The following is an 18465-nucleotide window of genomic DNA, read 5'->3' on the forward strand; positions in this document are numbered from 1 at the left end:
CGGCGGCAGGCCATCTGGTCATGCTTGGATCATCCGATTCCCCCTTTTCTCGCGCACGACTTTACAGCAAGGTCGGCGAAGTTGGGGGACGACAGCGGGGTGAAGTCGCAAGAAGATGAATCAGCGCGTCAGTCGCGGTTTGCGGCGCCGCAATAAAAAACGGCGCCTTGCGGCGCCGTTCTTGTTCAATCAGCCTGCCAGCTTATTCAGCTTGCGGTTCCGATTGGGCGGCTGCATCGGGAGCGGCAGCGGGTTGCTGCGCTTCGATACCGCCGATTGCCTTGATGGACAGGCGCAGACGGCCCTTGTCGTCGGCCTCGATGACCTTGACGCGGACTTGCTGGCCGACCTTCAGCACATCGTTGATGTTGGCGATGCGGTAGTTGGCGATTTCCGAGATGTGCAGCAGGCCGTCACGGCCCGGCAGCACTTGCACGATAGCGCCGAAGTCCAGCAGACGCAGGACCGAACCTTCGTACATCTGGCCCACTTCGACATCGGCCGTCAGTTCGACGATGCGGCGCTGGGCTTCTTTGGCCTGCGCTTCGTCGACGCTGGCGATCACGATCGTGCCGTCGTCGGAGATGTCGATCTGCGTGCCGGTTTCTTCGGTCAGCGCGCGGATGGTGGCGCCGCCCTTGCCGATCACGTCGCGGATCTTCTCGGGGTTGATCTTGATGGTCAGCATGCGCGGGGCAAAAGCCGAGAGCTCGCCGCGCGAACCGTCCAGCGCTTCCTTCATCTTGGTCAGGATGTGCAGGCGGCCTTCGCGGGCTTGCGCCAGCGCCACTTGCATGATTTCCTTCGTGATGCCCTGGATCTTGATGTCCATCTGCAGTGCGGTGACGCCGTTTTCGGTGCCCGCAACCTTGAAGTCCATGTCGCCCAGGTGATCTTCGTCACCCAGAATGTCGGTCAGCACGGCAAACTTGCCGCCGTCCAGGATCAGGCCCATGGCCACACCGGCCACGTGATCCTTGACCGGCACGCCGGCGTCCATCATGGCCAGCGAGCCGCCGCAGACCGAAGCCATCGACGACGAGCCGTTGGACTCGGTGATTTCCGACACGATGCGGATCGTGTATTGGAAGTCTTCCGGAGCCGGCAGCAGCGGGATCAGCGAACGCTTGGCGAGACGGCCGTGACCGATTTCGCGGCGCTTGGGCACACCGATGCGGCCCGTTTCGCCGGTGGCGAACGGAGGCATGTTGTAGTGCATCATGAAGCGGTCGCGGTATTCACCCATGAGCGCGTCGATGATCTGTTCGTCTTGCTTGGTGCCCAGCGTGGCCACGACCAGCGCTTGCGTTTCACCACGGGTGAACAGCGCGCTGCCGTGTGCGCGGGGCAGCACGCCCAGACGCACGCTGATGGGGCGAACGGTGCGGGTGTCGCGACCGTCGATACGCGGTTCGCCGTTCAGGATCTGACCGCGAACGATGGCCGATTCCAGCGAGAACATGATGTTGTCGACGGTGACGGCGTCAGGCGCGGGCTCGCCCTTTTCAGCGGCGGCGGCAGCCAGCTTGGCCGACACGTCGGCCGACACTTCGCGCAGCTTGGCCGTACGGGCCTGCTTTTCGCGGATCTGGTAGGCGGCGTTCAGGCCTTCCTGGGCAGCCGCGGTCACGGCGGCGATCAGGGCTTCGTCCTTGGCGGGCGCTTGCCAGTCCCACTCGGGCTTGCCGGCGTCCTTCACCAATTCGTGAATGGCGTTGATGACGGCCTGCATTTGCTCGTGGCCGAACACCACACCGCCCAGCATGATTTCTTCGGACAGCTGTTGGGCTTCCGATTCCACCATCAGCACGGCGTTTTCCGTACCGGCAACCACCAGGTCCAGCTTCGAGGACTTCAGCTGCGTGGCGGTCGGGTTCAGCGCGTATTGGCCGTCGATGTAGCCCACGCGAGCGGCGCCGATCGGGCCGTTGAACGGGATGCCCGATATGGCCAGAGCGGCCGAGGCGCCGATCATGGCGGCGATGTCGGGATCAATCTCGGGATTGACCGACAGCGTGTGGATGACCACCTGGACTTCGTTGTAGAAGTCTTCGGGGAACAGCGGACGCAGCGGACGATCGATCAGGCGCGAGGTCAGCGTTTCCTTTTCGGACGGCTTGCCTTCGCGCTTGAAGAACCCACCCGGAATACGGCCGGCGGCGTAGGTCTTTTCGATGTAGTCGACGGTCAGCGGGAAAAACGTTTGACCCGGCTTGGCCTTCTTGGAAGCTACGACAGTAGCCAGGACAACGGTGTCCTCGATCGACACCACAACGGCGCCGGAGGCCTGGCGAGCGATCTCGCCAGTTTCCAGGACGACCGTGTGCTGGCCGTACTGGAACGATTTTGTCACTTTGTTGAACATGACGATTATTCCTTACAAATGAAAAACCGTGGCCGCTGCGACAATACGTCGCACCGACCACGGTTGCGTCATGGGGAGCCAGCCCCGTCGATCACTTGCGCAGACCGAGTTTTTCGATCAGAGCGCGGTACGAATCGGGATTGCGGCCCTTGAGATAGTCGAGCAGCTTGCGGCGACGGCTGACCATACGCAGCAGACCGCGGCGCGAGTGATGGTCCTTCATGTGTTCTTTGAAGTGACCGGTCAGTTCGTTGATACGGGCGGTGAGCAGAGCCACCTGAACTTCGGGGGAGCCGGTATCGCCTTGAGCGCGTTGGAACTGCGCAACGATATCGGATTTCTTGATGTCAGCTACAGACATTGATGACCTCTTCGGACATGCGACAGGGCCGAGGTGCCCTGACGTGGTTGGGAAAAATTTGCGTAAGACCCGGCGATAAGCGTTTTTGCTTTCTCACTGCTGCTTCAATAGCTGCAAAGTGGCCGCTTTCGGCTACCGTGCAGCCGGACTGCCGGCGCAAAGCATCTTGCAAAATCAATCAATACGTTTGATAAAGCTCGGTGATTATAGCTGAAACGCTAGAATTACCCCAGAGACGGTTTCGCCTGTTCGGCAGAGGCCGGCAAGCGCCCACGGCGCCTAGAGGAGCAATAGATGTCTAAATATTACAGAACAGCCCGCATCACCCTCGCCTCCCTGGCCCTGACCGGCCTGGCCGCCTGCGCGAACCTGGCCCAGGTGCCGCCCGGCACGCCTTACGCCGATGTGTTGACCCAGTTTGGCAAGCCCAATTACACCTGCCCGCAAGCGGGCGGCGGGCAACGCGTCATCTGGACCCAGCAGCCGATGGGGCAATTTGCCTGGGGCACCAACGTGGGCACCGATGGGCGCGTGGGTCCTGTCGTGCCTTTGCTGACGGACGCGCACTTCAAGGTGCTGGAAGTCGGCGATTGGGGGCCGGACCGGGTGCGCTGTGAATTTGGCCCGCCCGCCCGCATCGAAGAGGCAGGGCTGGGCGAAAAGCGCGAAGTCGTGTGGTCGTATCGCTACAAGGAAAACGGCGTCTGGAATTCGCTGATGTACGTCTACATGAGCCGCGACGGCAGCAAGCTGACGCACTTCCATCCTGGCCCGGACCCGATGTATGACGATGAAAGGTTCATGTGGCGCTAAGGTGTCCGGGCAATAATCGCCCGACGCCAAACGTCAAACGTCAAAGATGAAATACAAAACCCGCCGACTGGCGGGTTTTGTGTGAGCGGTAAGTAATACCGACAGCGGTCAGGACGATGACTGCCCGCGACGCTCTTGCGTCAGGCGGCGCGCCTTGTTCCAGCGCCACGCCCACATGACCCAGCCCGAAAGACCATACAGCACGAACAGGCCGAACAGCACCACCGGGGGATCGCTGGACACGAACACGAACACGGCCACCACCAGCAAGATGCCCCAGAACGGCACGCTGCGGCCCAGCGCAAAGCTCTTGCCGCTGAAGAACGGCGCGTTCGACACCATGGTGATGCCGGCGTACATGGTTAGCGTAAAGGCCACCCAGGCCATCAGGCTGTCATGGATCGGCAGCTTGTTATCGACAGCCAGCCAGACGAAGCCGGCAACCAAGGCGGCGGCCGCCGGGCTGGGCAAGCCTTGGAAATAGCGTTTGTCGACGACAGCGATATTGGTATTGAAGCGTGCCAGGCGCAGCGCGGCGCCGGCGACATAGACGAAGGCGGCAAGCCAACCCCAGCGGCCCAGGTCGTTCAAGATCCATTCGTACATGACCAGCGCGGGCGCAACGCCGAACGACGTCATATCCGACAGCGAATCATATTGCTCGCCGAAGGCAGACTGCGTATTGGTCAACCGGGCGACGCGGCCATCCATGCCATCAAGCACCATCGCCACGAAAATGGCGATGGCGGCGACTTCGAAGCGATCATTCATGGCCTGCACGACGGCATAGAACCCCGCGAACAGCGCCGCGGTGGTGAATGCGTTGGGCAGCAAGTAGATGCTTCGGTGGCGGTTCTCGGAATCGCGCATGGAAAAATTGGGCATAGTCTCAATAACTTACAACGGACTGTGAAAGGTTAACTCATATGGCCCCGCTTGCGGGATAGAGCAAGAGCCGTGCCTGACGAAAAGGCCATAAAAAAAACGGCACGCCCTTGCGAGCATGCCGTCTTTGAGGACGGGGCGCGGGGCCAGCCCCGCACCGGACGTCGATCAGTTCTTGGACTTGTCCACCAGCTTGTTCGCGGCGATCCAGGGCATCATGGCGCGCAGCTTGCCGCCCACTTGCTCGATCTGCGATTCCGCGTTGATGCGGCGGCGCGAGGTCAGCGTCGGGGCGCCGGCGGTGTTTTCCAGGATGAACTTCTTGGCGTATTCGCCGGTCTGGATGTCCGTCAGGCACTGGCGCATGGCCTTGCGGGTTTCGTCGGTGACGATCTTCGGACCCGTTTCGTATTCGCCGAATTCAGCGTTGTTCGAAATCGAGTAGTTCATGTTGGCGATACCGCCTTCATAGATCAGGTCGACGATCAGCTTCAGTTCGTGCAGGCATTCGAAGTACGCCATTTCGGGCGCGTAGCCGGCTTCCACCAGCGTGTCGAAACCGGCCTTGATCAGTTCGACGGTACCGCCGCACAGCACGGCTTGTTCGCCGAACAGGTCGGTTTCGGTTTCTTCGCGGAAATTGGTTTCGATGATGCCGGCACGGCCGCCGCCGTTGGCGCTGGCGTACGACAGGGCCACGTCACGCGCGGCGCCCGACTTGTCCTGGTACACGGCCACCAGGTGGGGCACGCCGCCACCTTGCTTGTACGTGTTGCGCACCGTGTGGCCCGGGGCCTTCGGGGCGATCATGATGACGTCGATGTCTTCGCGCGGCACGACCTGGCCGTAGTGGACGTTGAAGCCGTGGGCGAAAGCCAGGGCGGCGCCGGCCTTGATGTTGCCGTGCACTTCCTTGTTGTAGACCGAAGCGATGTTCTCGTCGGGCAGCAACATCATGACGATGTCGGCGGCCTTCACGGCATCAGCCACTTCCTTGACTTCCAGGCCGGCGTTGGCGGCCTTGTTCCACGAAGCGCCGTCCTTGCGCAGGCCGACGATGACCTTCACGCCCGATTCATGCAGGTTCTGCGCGTGCGCATGGCCTTGCGAACCGTAGCCGATGATGGCAACGGTCTTGCCTTTGATGAGGGACAGATCGCAGTCTTTGTCGTAGAAAACTTTCATGGTTGTGCTCCAGATTCCAGTATTTTGGATATTCGATTAATTCAGATGTAGGGTGTGGCGTGGCCTGGAAGGCCGGTCAAATCTTCAAAATCCGTTCACCGCGTCCGATGCCGGACACGCCGGTGCGTACGGTTTCAAGGATGGCACTGCGGTCCAGGGCTTCCAGGAAGGCCTGTACTTTTTCCTGCACCCCGGTCAATTCGATGGTGTAGGACTTGTCGGTCACGTCGATGATGCGGCCACGGAAAATGTCCGCCATGCGCTTCATCTCTTCGCGTTCCTTGCCAACGGCGCGCACCTTCACCAGCATCAGCTCGCGCTCGATGTGGGCGCCTTCGGTCAGGTCCACCACTTTAACGACATCCACCAGGCGGTTCAGGTGCTTGGTGATCTGTTCGATGACTTCATCGGAACCGGTCGTCACGATCGTCATGCGCGACAGCGTGGAATCCTCGGTGGGCGCCACGGTCAGGGTTTCGATGTTGTAGCCCCGCGCGGAAAACAGCCCCACCACGCGCGACAGCGCGCCGGGTTCGTTTTCGAGGAGGACGGAAATCACGTGCTTCATGGTGGCCTCCTTACAGGTCTTCAGAGCCAAGCAGCATTTCGGTCAGCCCACGGCCGGCCTTGACCATCGGCCACACGTTTTCGGTGCGGTCGGTGATGAAGTCCAGAAAGACCAGGCGTTCCTTGTGCTTGCCAAAGGCTTCGCGCAGCGCGGGTTCGACATCCGCCGGACGCTCGATGCGCAGACCCACGTGGCCATAGGCCTCGGCCACCTTGACGAAGTCGGGCAGCGAATCCATGTAGGACTCGGAATAGCGCGAGCCGTAATCGATCTGCTGCCATTGCCGGACCATGCCCAAGAAACGGTTGTTCAGGCAGACGATCTTGGGCGTCAGGCGGTATTGATGGCAGGTCGACAGTTCCTGGATGTTCATCTGGATCGACGCTTCGCCGGTAATGACGGCAACGTCGTGCCCAGGGTTGGCCATCTGCACGCCCATCGCGTACGGCAGCCCCACACCCATGGTGCCCAGGCCGCCGGAGTTGATCCAGCGGCGCGGCTTGTCGAACTTGTAGTACTGGGCCGCCCACATCTGGTGCTGGCCCACGTCGGACGTGACGAAGGCGTCGCCGCCCGTCACTTCCCACAGCTTTTCCACCACGTACTGCGGCTTGATGACTTCGTCCGAGTTGGCGAACTTCAGGCATTCCTTGCCGCGCCACGTTTCCACCTGCTCCCACCATTTGGTGATGGACGCGGGCTTGTGCTCGGCGGCCGCCACTTCGAATTGGGCGGACAGGTCGGCCAGCACATCCTTGACGTTGCCGACGATCGGGACGTCCACGCGCACGCGCTTGGAGATCGACGACGGATCGATATCGATATGGATGATCTTGCGGGCGTTTTGCGCAAAGTGCTTGGGGTTGCCGATCACGCGGTCATCGAAACGCGCGCCGATGGCCAGCAGCACGTCGCAGTGCTGCATCGCCATATTGGCTTCGTACGTGCCGTGCATGCCGGGCATGCCCACGAACTGGCCGCTGCTGGCCGGGTACCCGCCCAGGCCCATCAGGGTGCTGGTGCAAGGCGCACCCAGTTGCGACACAAGCTTGTTCAACTCGGGCGCGGCGTTCGACAGGATGACGCCGCCACCCGTGTAGATCATCGGCCGTTCGGCAGCCAGCAGCATCTGCACGGCTTTCTTGATTTGCCCCTGGTGACCCTTGTTGACGGGCGCGTAGGAACGCATCGAGATCTCGCCCTTGGGCGGCGTGTATTTGCACTGCGCGACGGTGATGTCCTTGGGGATATCGACCAGCACCGGGCCGGGACGGCCCGTACGCGCGATATAGAACGCGCGGCGCATGGTTTCGGCCAGGTCCTTGACGTCACGCACCAGGAAGTTGTGCTTGACGCAGGGACGCGTGATGCCGACGGTGTCGCATTCCTGGAACGCATCTTCGCCGATGGCCGCAGTGGGCACTTGCCCGCTGATGATGACCATGGGGATGGAATCCATATAGGCGGTGGCGATGCCGGTGACGGCATTGGTCACGCCCGGGCCGCTGGTCACGAGGCAGACGCCAACCTTTTGCGACGAGCGCGAATAGGCATCGGCGGCGTGCACGGCGGCTTGCTCGTGACGAACCAGGATATGCTGAAATTTGTCTTGCTTGAAGATCGCGTCGTAGATGTAAAGCACTGCGCCGCCGGGATAGCCGAAAACGTGTTCCACGCCCTCATCGGCCAGGCAGCGCACGACGATATCGGCGCCATTCATTTCCATGTTGTATTTCCTTTCAGTACCGGCCCTGCAACCCTGACTGCTGCTCGCCCGGATACGGCGGCAACGGAACCCATACCGGCTACGACAACATGATCCGGCGCTTAGCGGCTCACGGAGCCACGCCACCCGGACACCCTGCCGACCCGGCACACGCTCGACAGAACGCAGTGCAAACGCCCCTGGGGGACGCTGGAGGTCGAAATGGAAGCTTTGGCAACACACGCTTGTGGCGCGGCCAACAGCAAGTATCACTGCGGCGGGATGGCTGGGGAGGTGACCCGTTACCATCCGCCTCAACGCACCGGTATCGGATAGGCAGACCGGCGCAAGAGATGGAATTTACCGCGTTGCGTCAAAGGTAGCAAATCGGCGTGAAGCGACCGTTGCACGCGCGATGCAAGGCGAATTGCGGGACAGTCCGGCAACCATCCGACCCCAAAATATATGCCCCCCCAGCGGGGCAGCTTTCCCCTTGGGGCGGCCCAGCGGAAAAAGGGGCCCCCACGCTTCGCGCCCTTCGTGCGCTCTCTGCCCCCCAAGGGGGCAGCTTTCCCCTTGGGGCGGCCCGGCGGGGAAAGGCCCTAACTCGCGGGCGCATCTATATACTTGCCGCATCGCGAGAATTAGGCCCCGCCCCCATGGATTTGCGCATCGCCAGCATCCGCCGCTTCCTTTACAGCCACTACTTCTTCGGGGGGGTGCGCCAGGGGGTTGGCATGCTGTTGCCCGTGCTGGTGCTGGGCGGGCTGTTCGGCAACTACACCACCGGGCTGGTCGCCACGTTTGGCGCGCAGTGCCTGGCCATCATCGACCAGCCGGGCGGGCCGCAGCGCCATCGCACCAACGAAATGCTGGGCGGCGCAGCGCTGGGTACGCTTACCGTCATCATTACCGGCCTGGCCTCCAGCAACCCCGTCCTGATCTGGTTGGTGGTGATTGCGCAGTGCTTTGTCTATTCGATGTTCACGGTGTTCGGCAAGCGCGGCGGGCTGATCGGCTTTGCCGGCCTGTTGCTGATGACGTTGACCATGCATTCGCCGCTGGAGCCGCACCAAGTGCTGGCGCATGCCGCCGCGACGCTGGGCGGCGCGTTGTTCTACGTGGTCTTCAGCCTGGGCTTTTCGCGCCTGTTCTGGCTGCGCGAAGAACAGCAGGCCATGTCGGTGGCGCTGTTCGCCACCGCTGACTACGTGGCCGCTCGCGCCGCTTTCTACGACGAAACGGCCGACCTGGACGAGGCCTACCGCGCACTGATCCAGCGCCAGTCGATCATGACGGAAAAGCACCAGGCCGCGCGCGACATGGTGCTGCGCGCGCTGCCACGCGGCAAGGGCGTGGGCGACCGCCAGCGCGTGATGATCTGGAACATGTTCGTGGACATGCTGCAATTGCTGGACACGCTGGTTGCCACGCATACCGACTACGCGTCGCTGCGCCGCACGCTGGCCGGCAACGACTGCCTGATGTTCATGCGTGACGCGCTGGTCAAGATGTCGCTGGAATTGAATCGCATCGCGCTGGACGTGTCGCGCGGCCGCCCCGTGCAATACCGCAGCAGCGCCAAGGCCGAGCTGCGCGCCATCGAATACGAAATCGAACAGCTGAAACAGCAAGGCTTGGGCGAACGCGAACCCGAGATGCTGGCGCTGATCATCCAGGTGCTGCGCCGCCTGCGCAATTCGGCCCGCATCGTGGACCGCCTGGCCGACCACACGGCGGCATCGCCCGACGCCAAGCCCACCGACGTCTTGCGCATCAACAAGTCGTTGACGCGATTCATCTCGCGGCAGGAATTCCGCTTTGGGCTCCTGACCAGCAACCTGCGGCTGGATTCCCCCCATTTTCGCTACGCGCTGCGCGTGACGGCCGCCGCCGCCATTGCCATGACGCTGGCCAGCCGCTGGTTGTCGCCGGAGTTTTCCGCGCACAACTACTGGATCATGCTGACCATCGTCATCATCATGAAGCCCGGCTTCGCGCTGACGCGGCAACGCAACGGCTGGCGCCTGGGCGGCACCCTGATCGGCTGCATCTGCGCCCTGCTGCTGTTCAACCTGACCGACAGCCCCGAGATCCTGTTCGCCGTGCTGCTGGGCGCCTGCATCATGGGCAACAGCCTGGTGCAACTGAACTACATGGCCAGCGCCATATTCAACACCCTGTTCGTGGTGCTGGTGTTCCACTTCGTGTCGCCGGGCACCGTGTCGATGTCGGTGATTGGCGAACGCGCCATCGACACGCTGCTGGGTTGCGCGCTGGCGCTGATATGCAGCTACATCCTGCCGTGGTGGGAAGCGCGCTACCTGAAGCCGCTGGCGGCCGCCGCCACGCGCGCCAACCGCGAGTACCTGGTTGCCGGCCTGCGCTACGTGGAAGCCATGCAGGCGCATGGCGCGCCGTCAAACGTGGCCACAGCTACCGCCACGAATGCCGCCACGACTGCCGCCACGACTGCCGGCACAACCCCTGCATCCCCCGCCGCCAGCCCCACTGCCACATCCGCGGCCGACACGCCCGCCGTCATCGACGCCGACCTGGCCTGGCGGCTGGCGCGCAAGAACGTGCACATTGCGTTCAGCAACTTCGCCGAAGCGTTCTATCGAATGATGAGCGAGCCAAAGTCGCACCAGCAAAGCGTGCCGGAATTGAACAACCTGCTGATTCAGAACCACGTGCTGGCATCACAGATCACGGCGGCGATTCCCATCCTGGCCGCGCTGCCCAAAACGCCCGAGGCGGTGCAGCTTGCCATGAACGGCATGGTCGACCTGCTGGACGAAAAGCGCCCGCAGATCGCCACCACCCTGCCCACGCAGTTCGACACATCCGGAGAGCAGGCGGCGTTGGCCTATCCGCTGAAACAGATGCTGAAGGCCTCGCACATGATTCGCCAGGAGTTGCAGGCGCTGGCTGACCCGACGCACGCACCGCCGCTGGCGGCGGCGGCCTGAAGCCGAAGGTATCGGTAACCCGCAAGACAGGCAAAGCGCGCGAAGACGTGGAACAGTACTCACGTCAACCGCGCGCTTACCGCGTCGACTGATGACGGCGTCAACGCACCACGCCGTCCACGCATCACCGCATCACCGCATCACAGCATCAATCCGCCAGCTTGCGGCGAAACACCAGCTTGTCGTCCGTCGATGCCGAGGCGTCGTAGGCGTAGCCTTCCAGGTCAAAGCCCTGCAAGCCTTCGGGCTTGGTCACCTTGTGCTGGATCGCGTAGCGCGCCATCAACCCACGCGCCCGCTTGGCGTGAAAGCTGATGATCTTCCAGGCACCGTTCTTCCAGTCCTGGAACACGCACTGCACCACGCGCGCCTTCAGCGTCTTCAAGTCAACTGACTTGAAATATTCCTCGGACGCCAGGTTCACGATGACCGGCGCCTTCTTGCCTTCCAGGCGCTCGTTCAAATAGTCCGCAATGGTCGAACCCCAGTACTCGTACAGGTTCTTGCCCTTGGGCGTTTCCAGCCGCGTGCCCATTTCCAGGCGATACGGTTGCATCAGATCCAGCGGCCGCAACACGCCGTACAGGCCGCTGAGGATGGCCACGTGGTCTTGCGCCCAGTCCAGCTGCTTGGCCGACAGGCTGGAGGCGTCCAGCCCTTCGTACACATCGCCGTTAAAGGCCAGCACGGCCTGGCGCGAGTTGGTCTGGGTGAAGCTGCGCTTCCAGTGCGCATAGCGCTGCGCGTTCAGTTCCGACAGCGCCGGGCTCAGGCTCATCAGGCCGGCGATGTCTTCGGCGGACTTGGTCTTAAGCACTTTGATCAGGCCGGCGGCCTGATCCACGAACAGCGGCTGGGTATGCGTCTCGATATGCAAAGGCGAGTCGTAGTCCAGCTTCTTGGCGGGGGAAAGCAAAAACAACATTCGTAGTTCCTTTATCAGCGCGCCGTCCAGCCACCATCGACCGAAACGGACGTGCCCGTAATTTGCGCCGCGGCGTCCGAGGCCAGGAACACGGCGGTGCCGCCCAATTGCTCGGGCGTCACGAATTGCAGCGACGGCTGCTTTTCGCCCAACAGTTCGCGCGCGGCGGCTTCCTGGTCGACGCCATTCTTTTGCGCCAGCGCGGTGATCTGCTTTTCCACCAGGGCGGTGCGCACCCAGCCCGGGCAGATGGAATTGGCGGTGATGCCCTGCCCGGCCGTTTCCAGCGCCGTGACTTTGGTGAAGCCCACCACGCCATGCTTGGCCGCCACGTAGGCCGACTTGTTGGCCGACCCGACCAGGCCGTGCGCCGACGCGATATTGATGATGCGGCCAAAGCCCTGCTTCTTCATGTGGGGCAGCGCGGCGGCGGTGCCGTGGAACACGGCGGACAGGTTCAGCGCCAGGATGGCATCCCACTTTTCAGCGGGAAAATCCTCGATCAGCGCGGTGTGCTGGATGCCGGCGTTGTTGACCAGGATGTCGATGCGGCCCAACTGGCGCACCGTGTTCTCGACCAAGCCGCGCACCGCGTCGCCCTTGGACAGGTCGGCGCCGTCGTAGACGACCTTCACGCCATGCTTGTCGGCCAGGCCGGCGCGCACTTTTTCAATCTCGTCGGCCTCGCCAAACCCATTCAGGACGATATCGGCGCCTTGCTGCGCGAAGGCCGTGGCGATACCCAGGCCGATGCCGCTGGTGGAACCGGTGACTAGGGCGACTTTTCCTTTAAGCATGCGCATTCTCCTGGGGTCTGGCGGGGGTGACGGTGGGGTGACCGTGGGGTCGAAAAGCAGAGCGGTGACAAGTGTAGCCGCCCAACAAGACGGCAATCATGCCATGACCCCACGCCGTGCGGGGTCAAGCGCGAGGGGGGCTGTCGGCGGGGTTTGCCGAGGGGCTTGCGGGCGTGTTTGCCGCGGCGCTTGCCGAGACGCTTGTCGACGTGTCAGCTGAAGAACCGGACAACGGCTCCGACTCCGGCGAAGGCGTCGTCTGCACCGGGCTCGGCAGATCCGCCATGCCGCCACGGTTCTCAGGCACGCGCTCCAGCAGCTTGATCAGCACTGGCACCACGCCCATCGAAATCGCAACCACCACGGACAGCACATCGCGCTGTTCAAGATTCACCAGGTGGTTATCCCAGGCTTCGTTGAAGATGGCGAAGCTGAACTCGCCGCCTTGGGCCAGCACCATCGCGAACAGCAGCCGGTGGTAGCGCGGCAAGCCCAGAAATCGCGCGAACCCATACAGGACCAGCGCCTTGACGACCAGCAAGGCGGCCACGCCGCCAAGAATGAACGACCAGTGGTCGGCCACCACCTTCAGGTTGACGGACATGCCGATGGCCAGGAAGAACAGGCCCAGCAGCAGCCCCTTGAAGGGTTCGATGGCGCTTTCGAGGTCGTTCCGATAGCGCGATTCCGCCATCAACACGCCCACCAGGAAACCGCCCAGACCGGCTGACAGGCCGGCGTAGTCGAACAACTGCGCGGCGCCCACCACCATCAACAGCGCGGCCGCCGTGAACAGTTCTTGCAGCTGCGCCTTGGCGGCCCAGCCCAGCAGGCGCAGCCGATACGCCAACGTCACCACCGCCACGGCCACCAGCGCTTCCTTGAAAGACGGGGCCGACGTGCCGTCGGAGCCCAGCAGCCCCGCCGCCACCAACATCGGAATGGCTGCCATGTCCTGAAACAGCAGCACCCCCAGGGCCGATCGCCCCAGCGGCGTGCGGGTCAACGTGCGCTCATCCAGCAGCCGCAGCGCCACCGCCGTCGACGACAACGCCAGCGACAAGCCGCACAGCACGGCAGCCTGCCATCCCATACCGGCCAGATGCCGCAGCGCCGCGCCAAACACCAGGCCCAGCAGCAGGCCGCAAACCAGCATCTGCAAGGTGCCCAGCAAAAAGACCTCGCTGCGCATGGCCCACAAGCGCTTGGGCGACAGTTCCAGCCCGATGATGAACAGCATCATCACCACGCCCCATTGCGACACGTTGATCATGGTGTCGACGTTGGTCACCAGCTTCAGGCAGGACGGCCCGATCAGCACGCCCGCGATCAGGTAGCCCGGTATGGCGCCCAGCCCCAGCCGCTGGGTGATCGGCACGCATAACACGGCGGCAAGCAGAAGGATAAGGATCAGGTCCATGGAAAAGGATGCCGGCTGGGGATGATGGGGGAAGGCCGAAGGCGCGCAGCGCGAATGGAAGGATTCTGGGCAAAGATCGCGACCACCGGAAGCGTCGAATGCCTTCCTTCAAAGATTTTTTCGCACCCCCTTTACACACAAGAAAAAATTCCTGTAGAATTGCGGGCTTCGCTGCTCCAACAACGAAGATCCTTCCGACCAGGGATCTTTCAGTGAAGCCTCTTTTAAGAACTTGAAGTCGGGGTCTTAAAGCAAGGGGGCACCACCGTTTTGGAACCCAGCCACGGAGAGGTGGCAGAGTGGTCGAATGTACCTGACTCGAAATCAGGCGTACGGTATCCCCGTACCGTGGGTTCGAATCCCACCCTCTCCGCCAAGTATTCAAGCACTTACGTGCTTTGCAGAGGCCCCGAAAGGGGCCTTTTGCTTTTGGTACGGTGGGGGAAATATTGACTAATCGTCCACCCCAGGCCAATCGCACAGCCTCACGCCCAGCTCGTTGTGCGTCAGGATCTGCCGCGCCGTCCCGTCCGTCAGCACGTCATGCTGGCTGATGAAGATCGGCAGCGACACCATGCAGAACTCAGCGCCCACCGGTTCCCTTGTCGCGCATCCACTTGCTACGAAGCTCAGCAGCAGCGCCGCCGTCGTCCATCCGATTGACCTTAGCTTGAACATCCCGGACATCCTTAGCGGATTCGACCGCCTGCTTGTTGATCTGGTCGCGCACTTCCTGGCGGCCGTCAGACTTGCCCTTGAGGCGAACGCCGAAGTACGCCAGGACGATTGCCAGGCCCCCAGCGATGTAGGGCCAGAATTCGAGTAGGACGGTCATGGCGTCTTGTCCCCTGCCGCGATGGCATAGGCGGCATTGGCGCCCAGGAATAGCGCCCGTTCGGCAGCGCATCGACGGCGCAGGCCCTTGAGCGACTTCCCACCGGCCTTATCCCAGCGCGGGAATTGGTCGGCAGCCAAGGCGATATCCCCGGCATTGAACAGCTTCACCAGCGTCGACGCGGAGAACGCCCCTACCCCGATGTTGTAGGCGAGGCACACCATCGCGTCGAACTGCTCCTGGCGCATGCCTGCGGTGATCGCAGCCTGTACCCCCGGCTCAAAGTCACGGGCTAGCCGACGTTCAAGGCGATCTTCCGCCTCCTGCCGCGTGATCGTCATGCCTGGCAAAACGTTCTCGGTATCTCCGTACCCGATGGTCCAAACCCCCACCGAATCCTGGTAAGCCCGTAGCTCGCAGCCCTCGCAGTGCTTAAGGACCGTCAGACCGCTTTCGCTCATTGAGAGAGGGCTGACGAACGAGCCGGGCGACGATGCCGATTGCAATGAGCGCGACACCGAACCACTTGACGTAGCCGGGCGGGAAAGCCTGCCGAAGATCTTCAGGAAGAACTGACCAAAGTTGGATAGCTGCATCTGGCACCGCCGTTAAGTACGAAAAAAAAGCCGCTGCTGCGGCCTGGAACCATGTAGAAGACATGCGCCACCATGAGCGCCATTCAGGAACTAGCTTCATTGCACACACCTACTCATCGTTGAGAGTTTTTGATACATCGGATGCCCCCCCTTTTTTCACCATCTGCGTGATCAGGCGACGCTCCCAATCCTTGCGCTCGTTATCCTTCTTGATGAGCAGCACATCGGTCTGGATCGAATTGACGCTGCTTACAACGCGCTCTAGCGTGTCCACGCTCTTTGTCGCGTACCACGAGTACCCAGCACCCATGAACACCATGACGGCAATCGCCGCGCGCATGGTCGCCTTTAGACCGACCATTTCCCGTTCTAGGGCGGCTACACGTCCCTCAAGATTCGATTCCATAACGTTCCTTAGGACGTAAAAAATCCCGCATGGGCGGGTGGTGTGCCAACGTGGCGCTTATTTTGTTACGATCTTCCAGCTTTTCTCAACCAGACAGAACATGCCCCAAAACACTACAAGAATCGTTGGCCTCGACTACGGCAGAGCTACCGCCGCTGTATTCGTGTTGCTCTGGCATGAGCACTTCTTTGGGCTCGGTGGAATGTTTAGCGGCGCAGCTACTGCGCCTTTCGTGCCGACTGTCGTCGACATCCTGAACGCCAACATTCTGCTCCAAGCGGTCCCATTCTTTATTTTTCTATCCTGCTACCTGTACGTTTCCAAAGGGCCGAGCGCGCACTCGCTCAAGCGGCGCGCTACGAGACTAACAACCCTACATGTATTCTGGGGATGCGCTTATTTCCTGGTGATGGGTGGGCTGCCAGCGCTCACCCTCGCGCTTTCGTCGTTCCAGACGCGACCCGTTTTTGCGGCCGTTACTGCTATGGGGTCCTTCTACTTTTTTTCGGCCCTATTGCTGACGATCGCGCTCACCCACGTGGCTTCCCGGCTAAGCGATTCGTGGCTCTTCACTCTCGTAGTACTTTCTATCTTGCTCGTTACGGGCATGCAGTTCGCCACAGTACGGCACGGCGTAATCTGGGCGTCCGCTTTTTGGAGTCCGTTGAACTACATCACAATGCCCCCCATAGCAGTTCTGACTGCTCGGCATTTAAGCGGGCGCCAGGCGAGTTCACAGCTGATAGCGATTTTGGCCGTCGCATTTATTGGCGTTGCCGCAATTGAGTGGGCGGTTTTGGTGGATCCAGCGTTTACCAAGATTCAAGGCTATGCGATCCCGGCCTACACCAGGGTTTCGCCAGCAATATTCTGCTGTCTCGCTGTATGTCTACTTTTGAAGGTTAAACGCCCACCGGGTCCGATCGTCTCTTTTATGTCCCGGTACGCTTTGGCCGCCTACTGTCTACAAGCCTTTGTCCTGGAATCCACCGCGAGGGCTGGCCTTTCGGTTCTACCTAAGACAATTCTCGACTTAGGGGGCACCTATCTCCTGGCCTACCTCCTTGGAAAATTTGTACTCAAGAATCAGTTGCTTGAATCTGGTCATCGAGCACAGGCCCAGATTGAGCGGCTACCCACTTAAGATTTCCGATAGTCGACGTATTCCGCGCGGTGGCTTCCGCGTTGTGGGCCATGTTTTGCTCCATTTGCACGACGCGCGCGTGCAGTGACTTGATGAACGCATCGGACAGATGTTCGTCAGCCATGGCATTTCCTTTGAAGCGACAACATCGCGTCCCCTATAGACGTAAAAAAACCCGCAGAAGCGGGCTAATGTATGAAGTGCCGTCGTTTATACTCGCCGTCAAAATTCGGTAATGAAGCGGCCACATCGGTGGCTAAAAACTACAATGACAAACAGCCAAATAAGCCCGACCGCGTCCCACACGAAAGTACTGAGCCTAGAGGGCTTGCGAGGATATGCGGCGGTAGCCGTGGTGTTATCCCATCTGGCATTCGAGTTTTTCCCTGCTGCCGTCCGGGGCGAAACCGCTGCCGTTCATTCGAAATTCGAGATGTGGCTATATCACAGCCCGTTCAAGTTCTTCTACTCAGGTTTTTTTGCTGTCTGCATCTTTTTCGTAATGAGCGGCTATGTCCTCTCCAGAAAATTCTTGGCGACACATGACAGGAGCGTTTTGGGAGAAGCCGCCCTGAAGCGATATTTCCGGCTGATGCCCCCTGTTTTAGCCTCAAGCCTACTGCTGGTGGCAACGACCGGCTTCTACCACGGCGTCGGGGCCGAGCTGCTAGGCCTTAGACTGCTGGATGCCGCCGCCGAAGCGACTTATCGGACATTCCTGTTCGGGGCGAATACCTACAATTCGGTCATATGGACAATGCAGATCGAGTTTCTTTGCTCTCTGTTGCTTTTCCTGTTTCTCGCGCTGTTTGGAAAGACGCGCATTGCGGGAATAGCCGTGCTAGGCGCCTGTGCGGTCACCATGACCTTGTCGCCCCTGTTTGGATATTTTTTGGCGTTATTCCTCATCGGAGCCTATATCGAAAAGGTCGCGGCGTTTCTGAAGCCGATTGCAGTTTCGCTCGCGGCCCTGATCGCAGCTCTGTACCTTGGAGGCTACGACAGCCCGTCGGCGGCTTACAGCTCAATGGTATTCGTGGCCAATACGCTGCAATTCGAGTACGGGGTAAAACTGAATTGGCCGGTTCTCTTCCCATCGATCGGCGCAGTTATTCTTGTCGCTACGATCTTGGCAAACGGCGCTTTTTCTCGGCCGCTATCTACCCGCTTTTCTGTATGGCTGGGGAAGGTTTCGTTCTCGCTATACCTGACCCATTCCATCGTCCTGTTCTTCGTAACGACGCCAGTATTTAAGGCGCTTGAACCCGCTATGGGCTACAACGTCTCAGCCAGTATCGCCTCAATAGTCGCGTTATGTGCCTCCCTGGCTGTATCCGAGCTTTTTTACCGCTTGTTTGATCGGCCGTCTGTCCTTCTATCCAATGCCGTCGGATCATTGGCACGCCGATTGTTCCAAGCATCAAGGCACGGTGGATCGACGGGCACCGGTGCTACGCAACAGCCCTAGCGCGGAGTCCGTCGTATATC

18 protein-coding genes and 1 tRNA gene are annotated in these 18465 nt (G+C 61.0%); 5 read left to right on the forward strand and 14 right to left on the reverse strand.

Annotated features, from left to right (window positions below):
• Nucleotides 1–202: 202 nt before the first annotated feature.
• Together pnp and rpsO are read right to left on the reverse strand one after the other, a co-directional pair.
• Complete coding sequence (gene pnp, locus AC0Z35_RS16680) at nucleotides 203–2365, reverse strand: polyribonucleotide nucleotidyltransferase (protein ID WP_046807017.1); 2163 nt, start codon at nucleotides 2363–2365, stop codon at nucleotides 203–205.
• A 91-nt stretch (nucleotides 2366–2456) separates the two neighbouring features.
• Nucleotides 2457–2726: a 30S ribosomal protein S15 gene (gene rpsO / locus AC0Z35_RS16685; protein WP_006223612.1), complete on the reverse strand. Its 270-nt coding sequence runs from the start codon at nucleotides 2724–2726 to the stop codon at nucleotides 2457–2459.
• A 294-nt stretch (nucleotides 2727–3020) separates the two neighbouring features.
• Here rpsO and AC0Z35_RS16690 point away from each other — a divergent pair, with 294 nt between their 5' ends.
• A complete protein-coding gene (locus AC0Z35_RS16690; RefSeq protein WP_046807016.1) occupies nucleotides 3021–3539 on the forward strand; it encodes a lipoprotein in 519 nt (172 codons plus the stop codon).
• Between the two features lie 108 nt (nucleotides 3540–3647).
• Here AC0Z35_RS16690 and pssA read toward each other — a convergent pair whose 3' ends face one another.
• The 4 genes from pssA to AC0Z35_RS16710 all read right to left on the reverse strand — a co-directional run bounded on the left by pssA (nucleotide 3648) and on the right by AC0Z35_RS16710 (nucleotide 8191).
• Nucleotides 3648–4424 (reverse strand): CDP-diacylglycerol--serine O-phosphatidyltransferase, encoded by a 777-nt coding sequence (gene pssA / locus AC0Z35_RS16695; RefSeq protein WP_046807015.1) that lies wholly within the window; start codon nucleotides 4422–4424, stop codon nucleotides 3648–3650.
• A gap of 168 nt (nucleotides 4425–4592) precedes the next feature.
• Nucleotides 4593–5609, reverse strand: coding sequence for a ketol-acid reductoisomerase (gene ilvC, locus AC0Z35_RS16700; protein WP_046807014.1), 1017 nt, complete (start codon nucleotides 5607–5609; stop codon nucleotides 4593–4595).
• A gap of 76 nt (nucleotides 5610–5685) precedes the next feature.
• Nucleotides 5686–6177, reverse strand: coding sequence for an acetolactate synthase small subunit (gene ilvN, locus AC0Z35_RS16705; RefSeq protein WP_006223608.1), 492 nt, complete (start codon nucleotides 6175–6177; stop codon nucleotides 5686–5688).
• A 10-nt stretch (nucleotides 6178–6187) separates the two neighbouring features.
• Nucleotides 6188–8191: an acetolactate synthase 3 catalytic subunit gene (locus tag AC0Z35_RS16710; RefSeq protein ID WP_255444745.1), complete on the reverse strand. Its 2004-nt coding sequence runs from the start codon at nucleotides 8189–8191 to the stop codon at nucleotides 6188–6190.
• Nucleotides 8192–8541: 350 nt separating this feature from the next.
• Here AC0Z35_RS16710 and AC0Z35_RS16715 point away from each other — a divergent pair, with 350 nt between their 5' ends.
• Nucleotides 8542–10854 carry an FUSC family protein gene (locus AC0Z35_RS16715; RefSeq protein ID WP_485132276.1) on the forward strand — a complete coding sequence of 771 codons (2313 nt, stop codon included), beginning with the start codon at nucleotides 8542–8544 and terminating at the stop codon, nucleotides 10852–10854.
• Nucleotides 10855–11002: 148 nt separating this feature from the next.
• Here AC0Z35_RS16715 and yaaA read toward each other — a convergent pair whose 3' ends face one another.
• The 3 genes from yaaA to AC0Z35_RS16730 form a co-directional block, all read right to left on the reverse strand.
• Complete coding sequence (gene yaaA, locus AC0Z35_RS16720; RefSeq protein WP_104143654.1) at nucleotides 11003–11779, reverse strand: peroxide stress protein YaaA; 777 nt, start codon at nucleotides 11777–11779, stop codon at nucleotides 11003–11005.
• A gap of 14 nt (nucleotides 11780–11793) precedes the next feature.
• On the reverse strand, nucleotides 11794–12576 hold the full coding sequence (locus AC0Z35_RS16725; protein ID WP_485132275.1) for a 3-hydroxybutyrate dehydrogenase: 783 nt from the start codon (nucleotides 12574–12576) through the stop codon (nucleotides 11794–11796).
• Between the two features lie 124 nt (nucleotides 12577–12700).
• A complete protein-coding gene (locus tag AC0Z35_RS16730; RefSeq protein WP_485132274.1) occupies nucleotides 12701–13996 on the reverse strand; it encodes a cation:proton antiporter domain-containing protein in 1296 nt (431 codons plus the stop codon).
• Nucleotides 13997–14281: 285 nt separating this feature from the next.
• On the opposite strand from AC0Z35_RS16730, the gene AC0Z35_RS16735 reads away from it, so the two are divergent.
• Nucleotides 14282–14372 (forward strand) — tRNA-Ser (locus AC0Z35_RS16735).
• Nucleotides 14373–14449: 77 nt separating this feature from the next.
• Here the strand turns inward: AC0Z35_RS16735 and AC0Z35_RS16740 are convergent.
• Genes AC0Z35_RS16740 through AC0Z35_RS16760 form a run of 5 tightly spaced genes read right to left on the reverse strand, consistent with a single transcriptional unit; the run spans nucleotide 14450 to nucleotide 15833 of the window.
• The gene (locus tag AC0Z35_RS16740; RefSeq protein ID WP_485132273.1) at nucleotides 14450–14572 is read right to left on the reverse strand and encodes a hypothetical protein; all 123 of its coding nucleotides are present in this window, start codon (nucleotides 14570–14572) and stop codon (nucleotides 14450–14452) included.
• A gap of 7 nt (nucleotides 14573–14579) precedes the next feature.
• Nucleotides 14580–14831, reverse strand: a complete 252-nt coding sequence (locus AC0Z35_RS16745) for a hypothetical protein (protein WP_485132272.1) — start codon at nucleotides 14829–14831, stop codon at nucleotides 14580–14582.
• Nucleotides 14828–15349 carry a lysozyme gene (locus AC0Z35_RS16750; protein WP_485132271.1) on the reverse strand — a complete coding sequence of 174 codons (522 nt, stop codon included), beginning with the start codon at nucleotides 15347–15349 and terminating at the stop codon, nucleotides 14828–14830. Before AC0Z35_RS16750 ends, AC0Z35_RS16745 begins: the two co-directional genes overlap by 4 nt.
• Entirely contained in the window at nucleotides 15264–15527 is a 264-nt protein-coding gene (locus AC0Z35_RS16755) for a DUF7940 domain-containing protein (RefSeq protein WP_485133315.1), read from the reverse strand. Before AC0Z35_RS16755 ends, AC0Z35_RS16750 begins: the two co-directional genes overlap by 86 nt.
• Nucleotides 15528–15536: 9 nt before the next feature.
• Nucleotides 15537–15833, reverse strand: a complete 297-nt coding sequence (locus AC0Z35_RS16760; RefSeq protein WP_485132270.1) for a hypothetical protein — start codon at nucleotides 15831–15833, stop codon at nucleotides 15537–15539.
• Between the two features lie 100 nt (nucleotides 15834–15933).
• Here AC0Z35_RS16760 and AC0Z35_RS16765 point away from each other — a divergent pair, with 100 nt between their 5' ends.
• Together AC0Z35_RS16765 and AC0Z35_RS16770 are read left to right on the forward strand one after the other, a co-directional pair.
• A complete protein-coding gene (locus tag AC0Z35_RS16765) occupies nucleotides 15934–16977 on the forward strand; it encodes an acyltransferase family protein (RefSeq protein WP_485132269.1) in 1044 nt (347 codons plus the stop codon).
• Between the two features lie 268 nt (nucleotides 16978–17245).
• On the forward strand, nucleotides 17246–18445 hold the full coding sequence (locus AC0Z35_RS16770; RefSeq protein WP_485132268.1) for an acyltransferase family protein: 1200 nt from the start codon (nucleotides 17246–17248) through the stop codon (nucleotides 18443–18445).
• Nucleotides 18446–18465: the final 20 nt, after the last annotated feature.

The sequence above is a fragment of the Achromobacter sp. 1L-A-4-B-C2 genome (genome assembly GCF_057291955.1).

Bases quoted from the DNA above. Each gene is read 5' to 3' on its own strand.
- pnp (WP_046807017.1), bottom strand. From the start codon at position 2,365: ATGTTCAACAAAGTGACAAAATCGTTCCAGTACGGCCAGCACACGGTC.
- rpsO (WP_006223612.1), bottom strand. From the start codon at position 2,726: ATGTCTGTAGCTGACATCAAGAAATCCGATATCGTTGCGCAGTTCCAA.
- AC0Z35_RS16690 (WP_046807016.1), top strand. From the start codon at position 3,021: ATGTCTAAATATTACAGAACAGCCCGCATCACCCTCGCCTCCCTGGCC.
- pssA (WP_046807015.1), bottom strand. From the start codon at position 4,424: ATGCCCAATTTTTCCATGCGCGATTCCGAGAACCGCCACCGAAGCATC.
- ilvC (WP_046807014.1), bottom strand. From the start codon at position 5,609: ATGAAAGTTTTCTACGACAAAGACTGCGATCTGTCCCTCATCAAAGGC.
- ilvN (WP_006223608.1), bottom strand. From the start codon at position 6,177: ATGAAGCACGTGATTTCCGTCCTCCTCGAAAACGAACCCGGCGCGCTG.
- AC0Z35_RS16710 (WP_255444745.1), bottom strand. From the start codon at position 8,191: ATGGTAACGGGTCACCTCCCCAGCCATCCCGCCGCAGTGATACTTGCT.
- AC0Z35_RS16715 (WP_485132276.1), top strand. From the start codon at position 8,542: ATGGATTTGCGCATCGCCAGCATCCGCCGCTTCCTTTACAGCCACTAC.
- yaaA (WP_104143654.1), bottom strand. From the start codon at position 11,779: ATGTTGTTTTTGCTTTCCCCCGCCAAGAAGCTGGACTACGACTCGCCT.
- AC0Z35_RS16725 (WP_485132275.1), bottom strand. From the start codon at position 12,576: ATGCTTAAAGGAAAAGTCGCCCTAGTCACCGGTTCCACCAGCGGCATC.
- AC0Z35_RS16730 (WP_485132274.1), bottom strand. From the start codon at position 13,996: ATGGACCTGATCCTTATCCTTCTGCTTGCCGCCGTGTTATGCGTGCCG.
- AC0Z35_RS16740 (WP_485132273.1), bottom strand. From the start codon at position 14,572: ATGGTGTCGCTGCCGATCTTCATCAGCCAGCATGACGTGCTGACGGAC.
- AC0Z35_RS16745 (WP_485132272.1), bottom strand. From the start codon at position 14,831: ATGACCGTCCTACTCGAATTCTGGCCCTACATCGCTGGGGGCCTGGCA.
- AC0Z35_RS16755 (WP_485133315.1), bottom strand. From the start codon at position 15,527: ATGAAGCTAGTTCCTGAATGGCGCTCATGGTGGCGCATGTCTTCTACA.
- AC0Z35_RS16760 (WP_485132270.1), bottom strand. From the start codon at position 15,833: ATGGAATCGAATCTTGAGGGACGTGTAGCCGCCCTAGAACGGGAAATG.
- AC0Z35_RS16765 (WP_485132269.1), top strand. From the start codon at position 15,934: ATGCCCCAAAACACTACAAGAATCGTTGGCCTCGACTACGGCAGAGCT.
- AC0Z35_RS16770 (WP_485132268.1), top strand. From the start codon at position 17,246: ATGACAAACAGCCAAATAAGCCCGACCGCGTCCCACACGAAAGTACTG.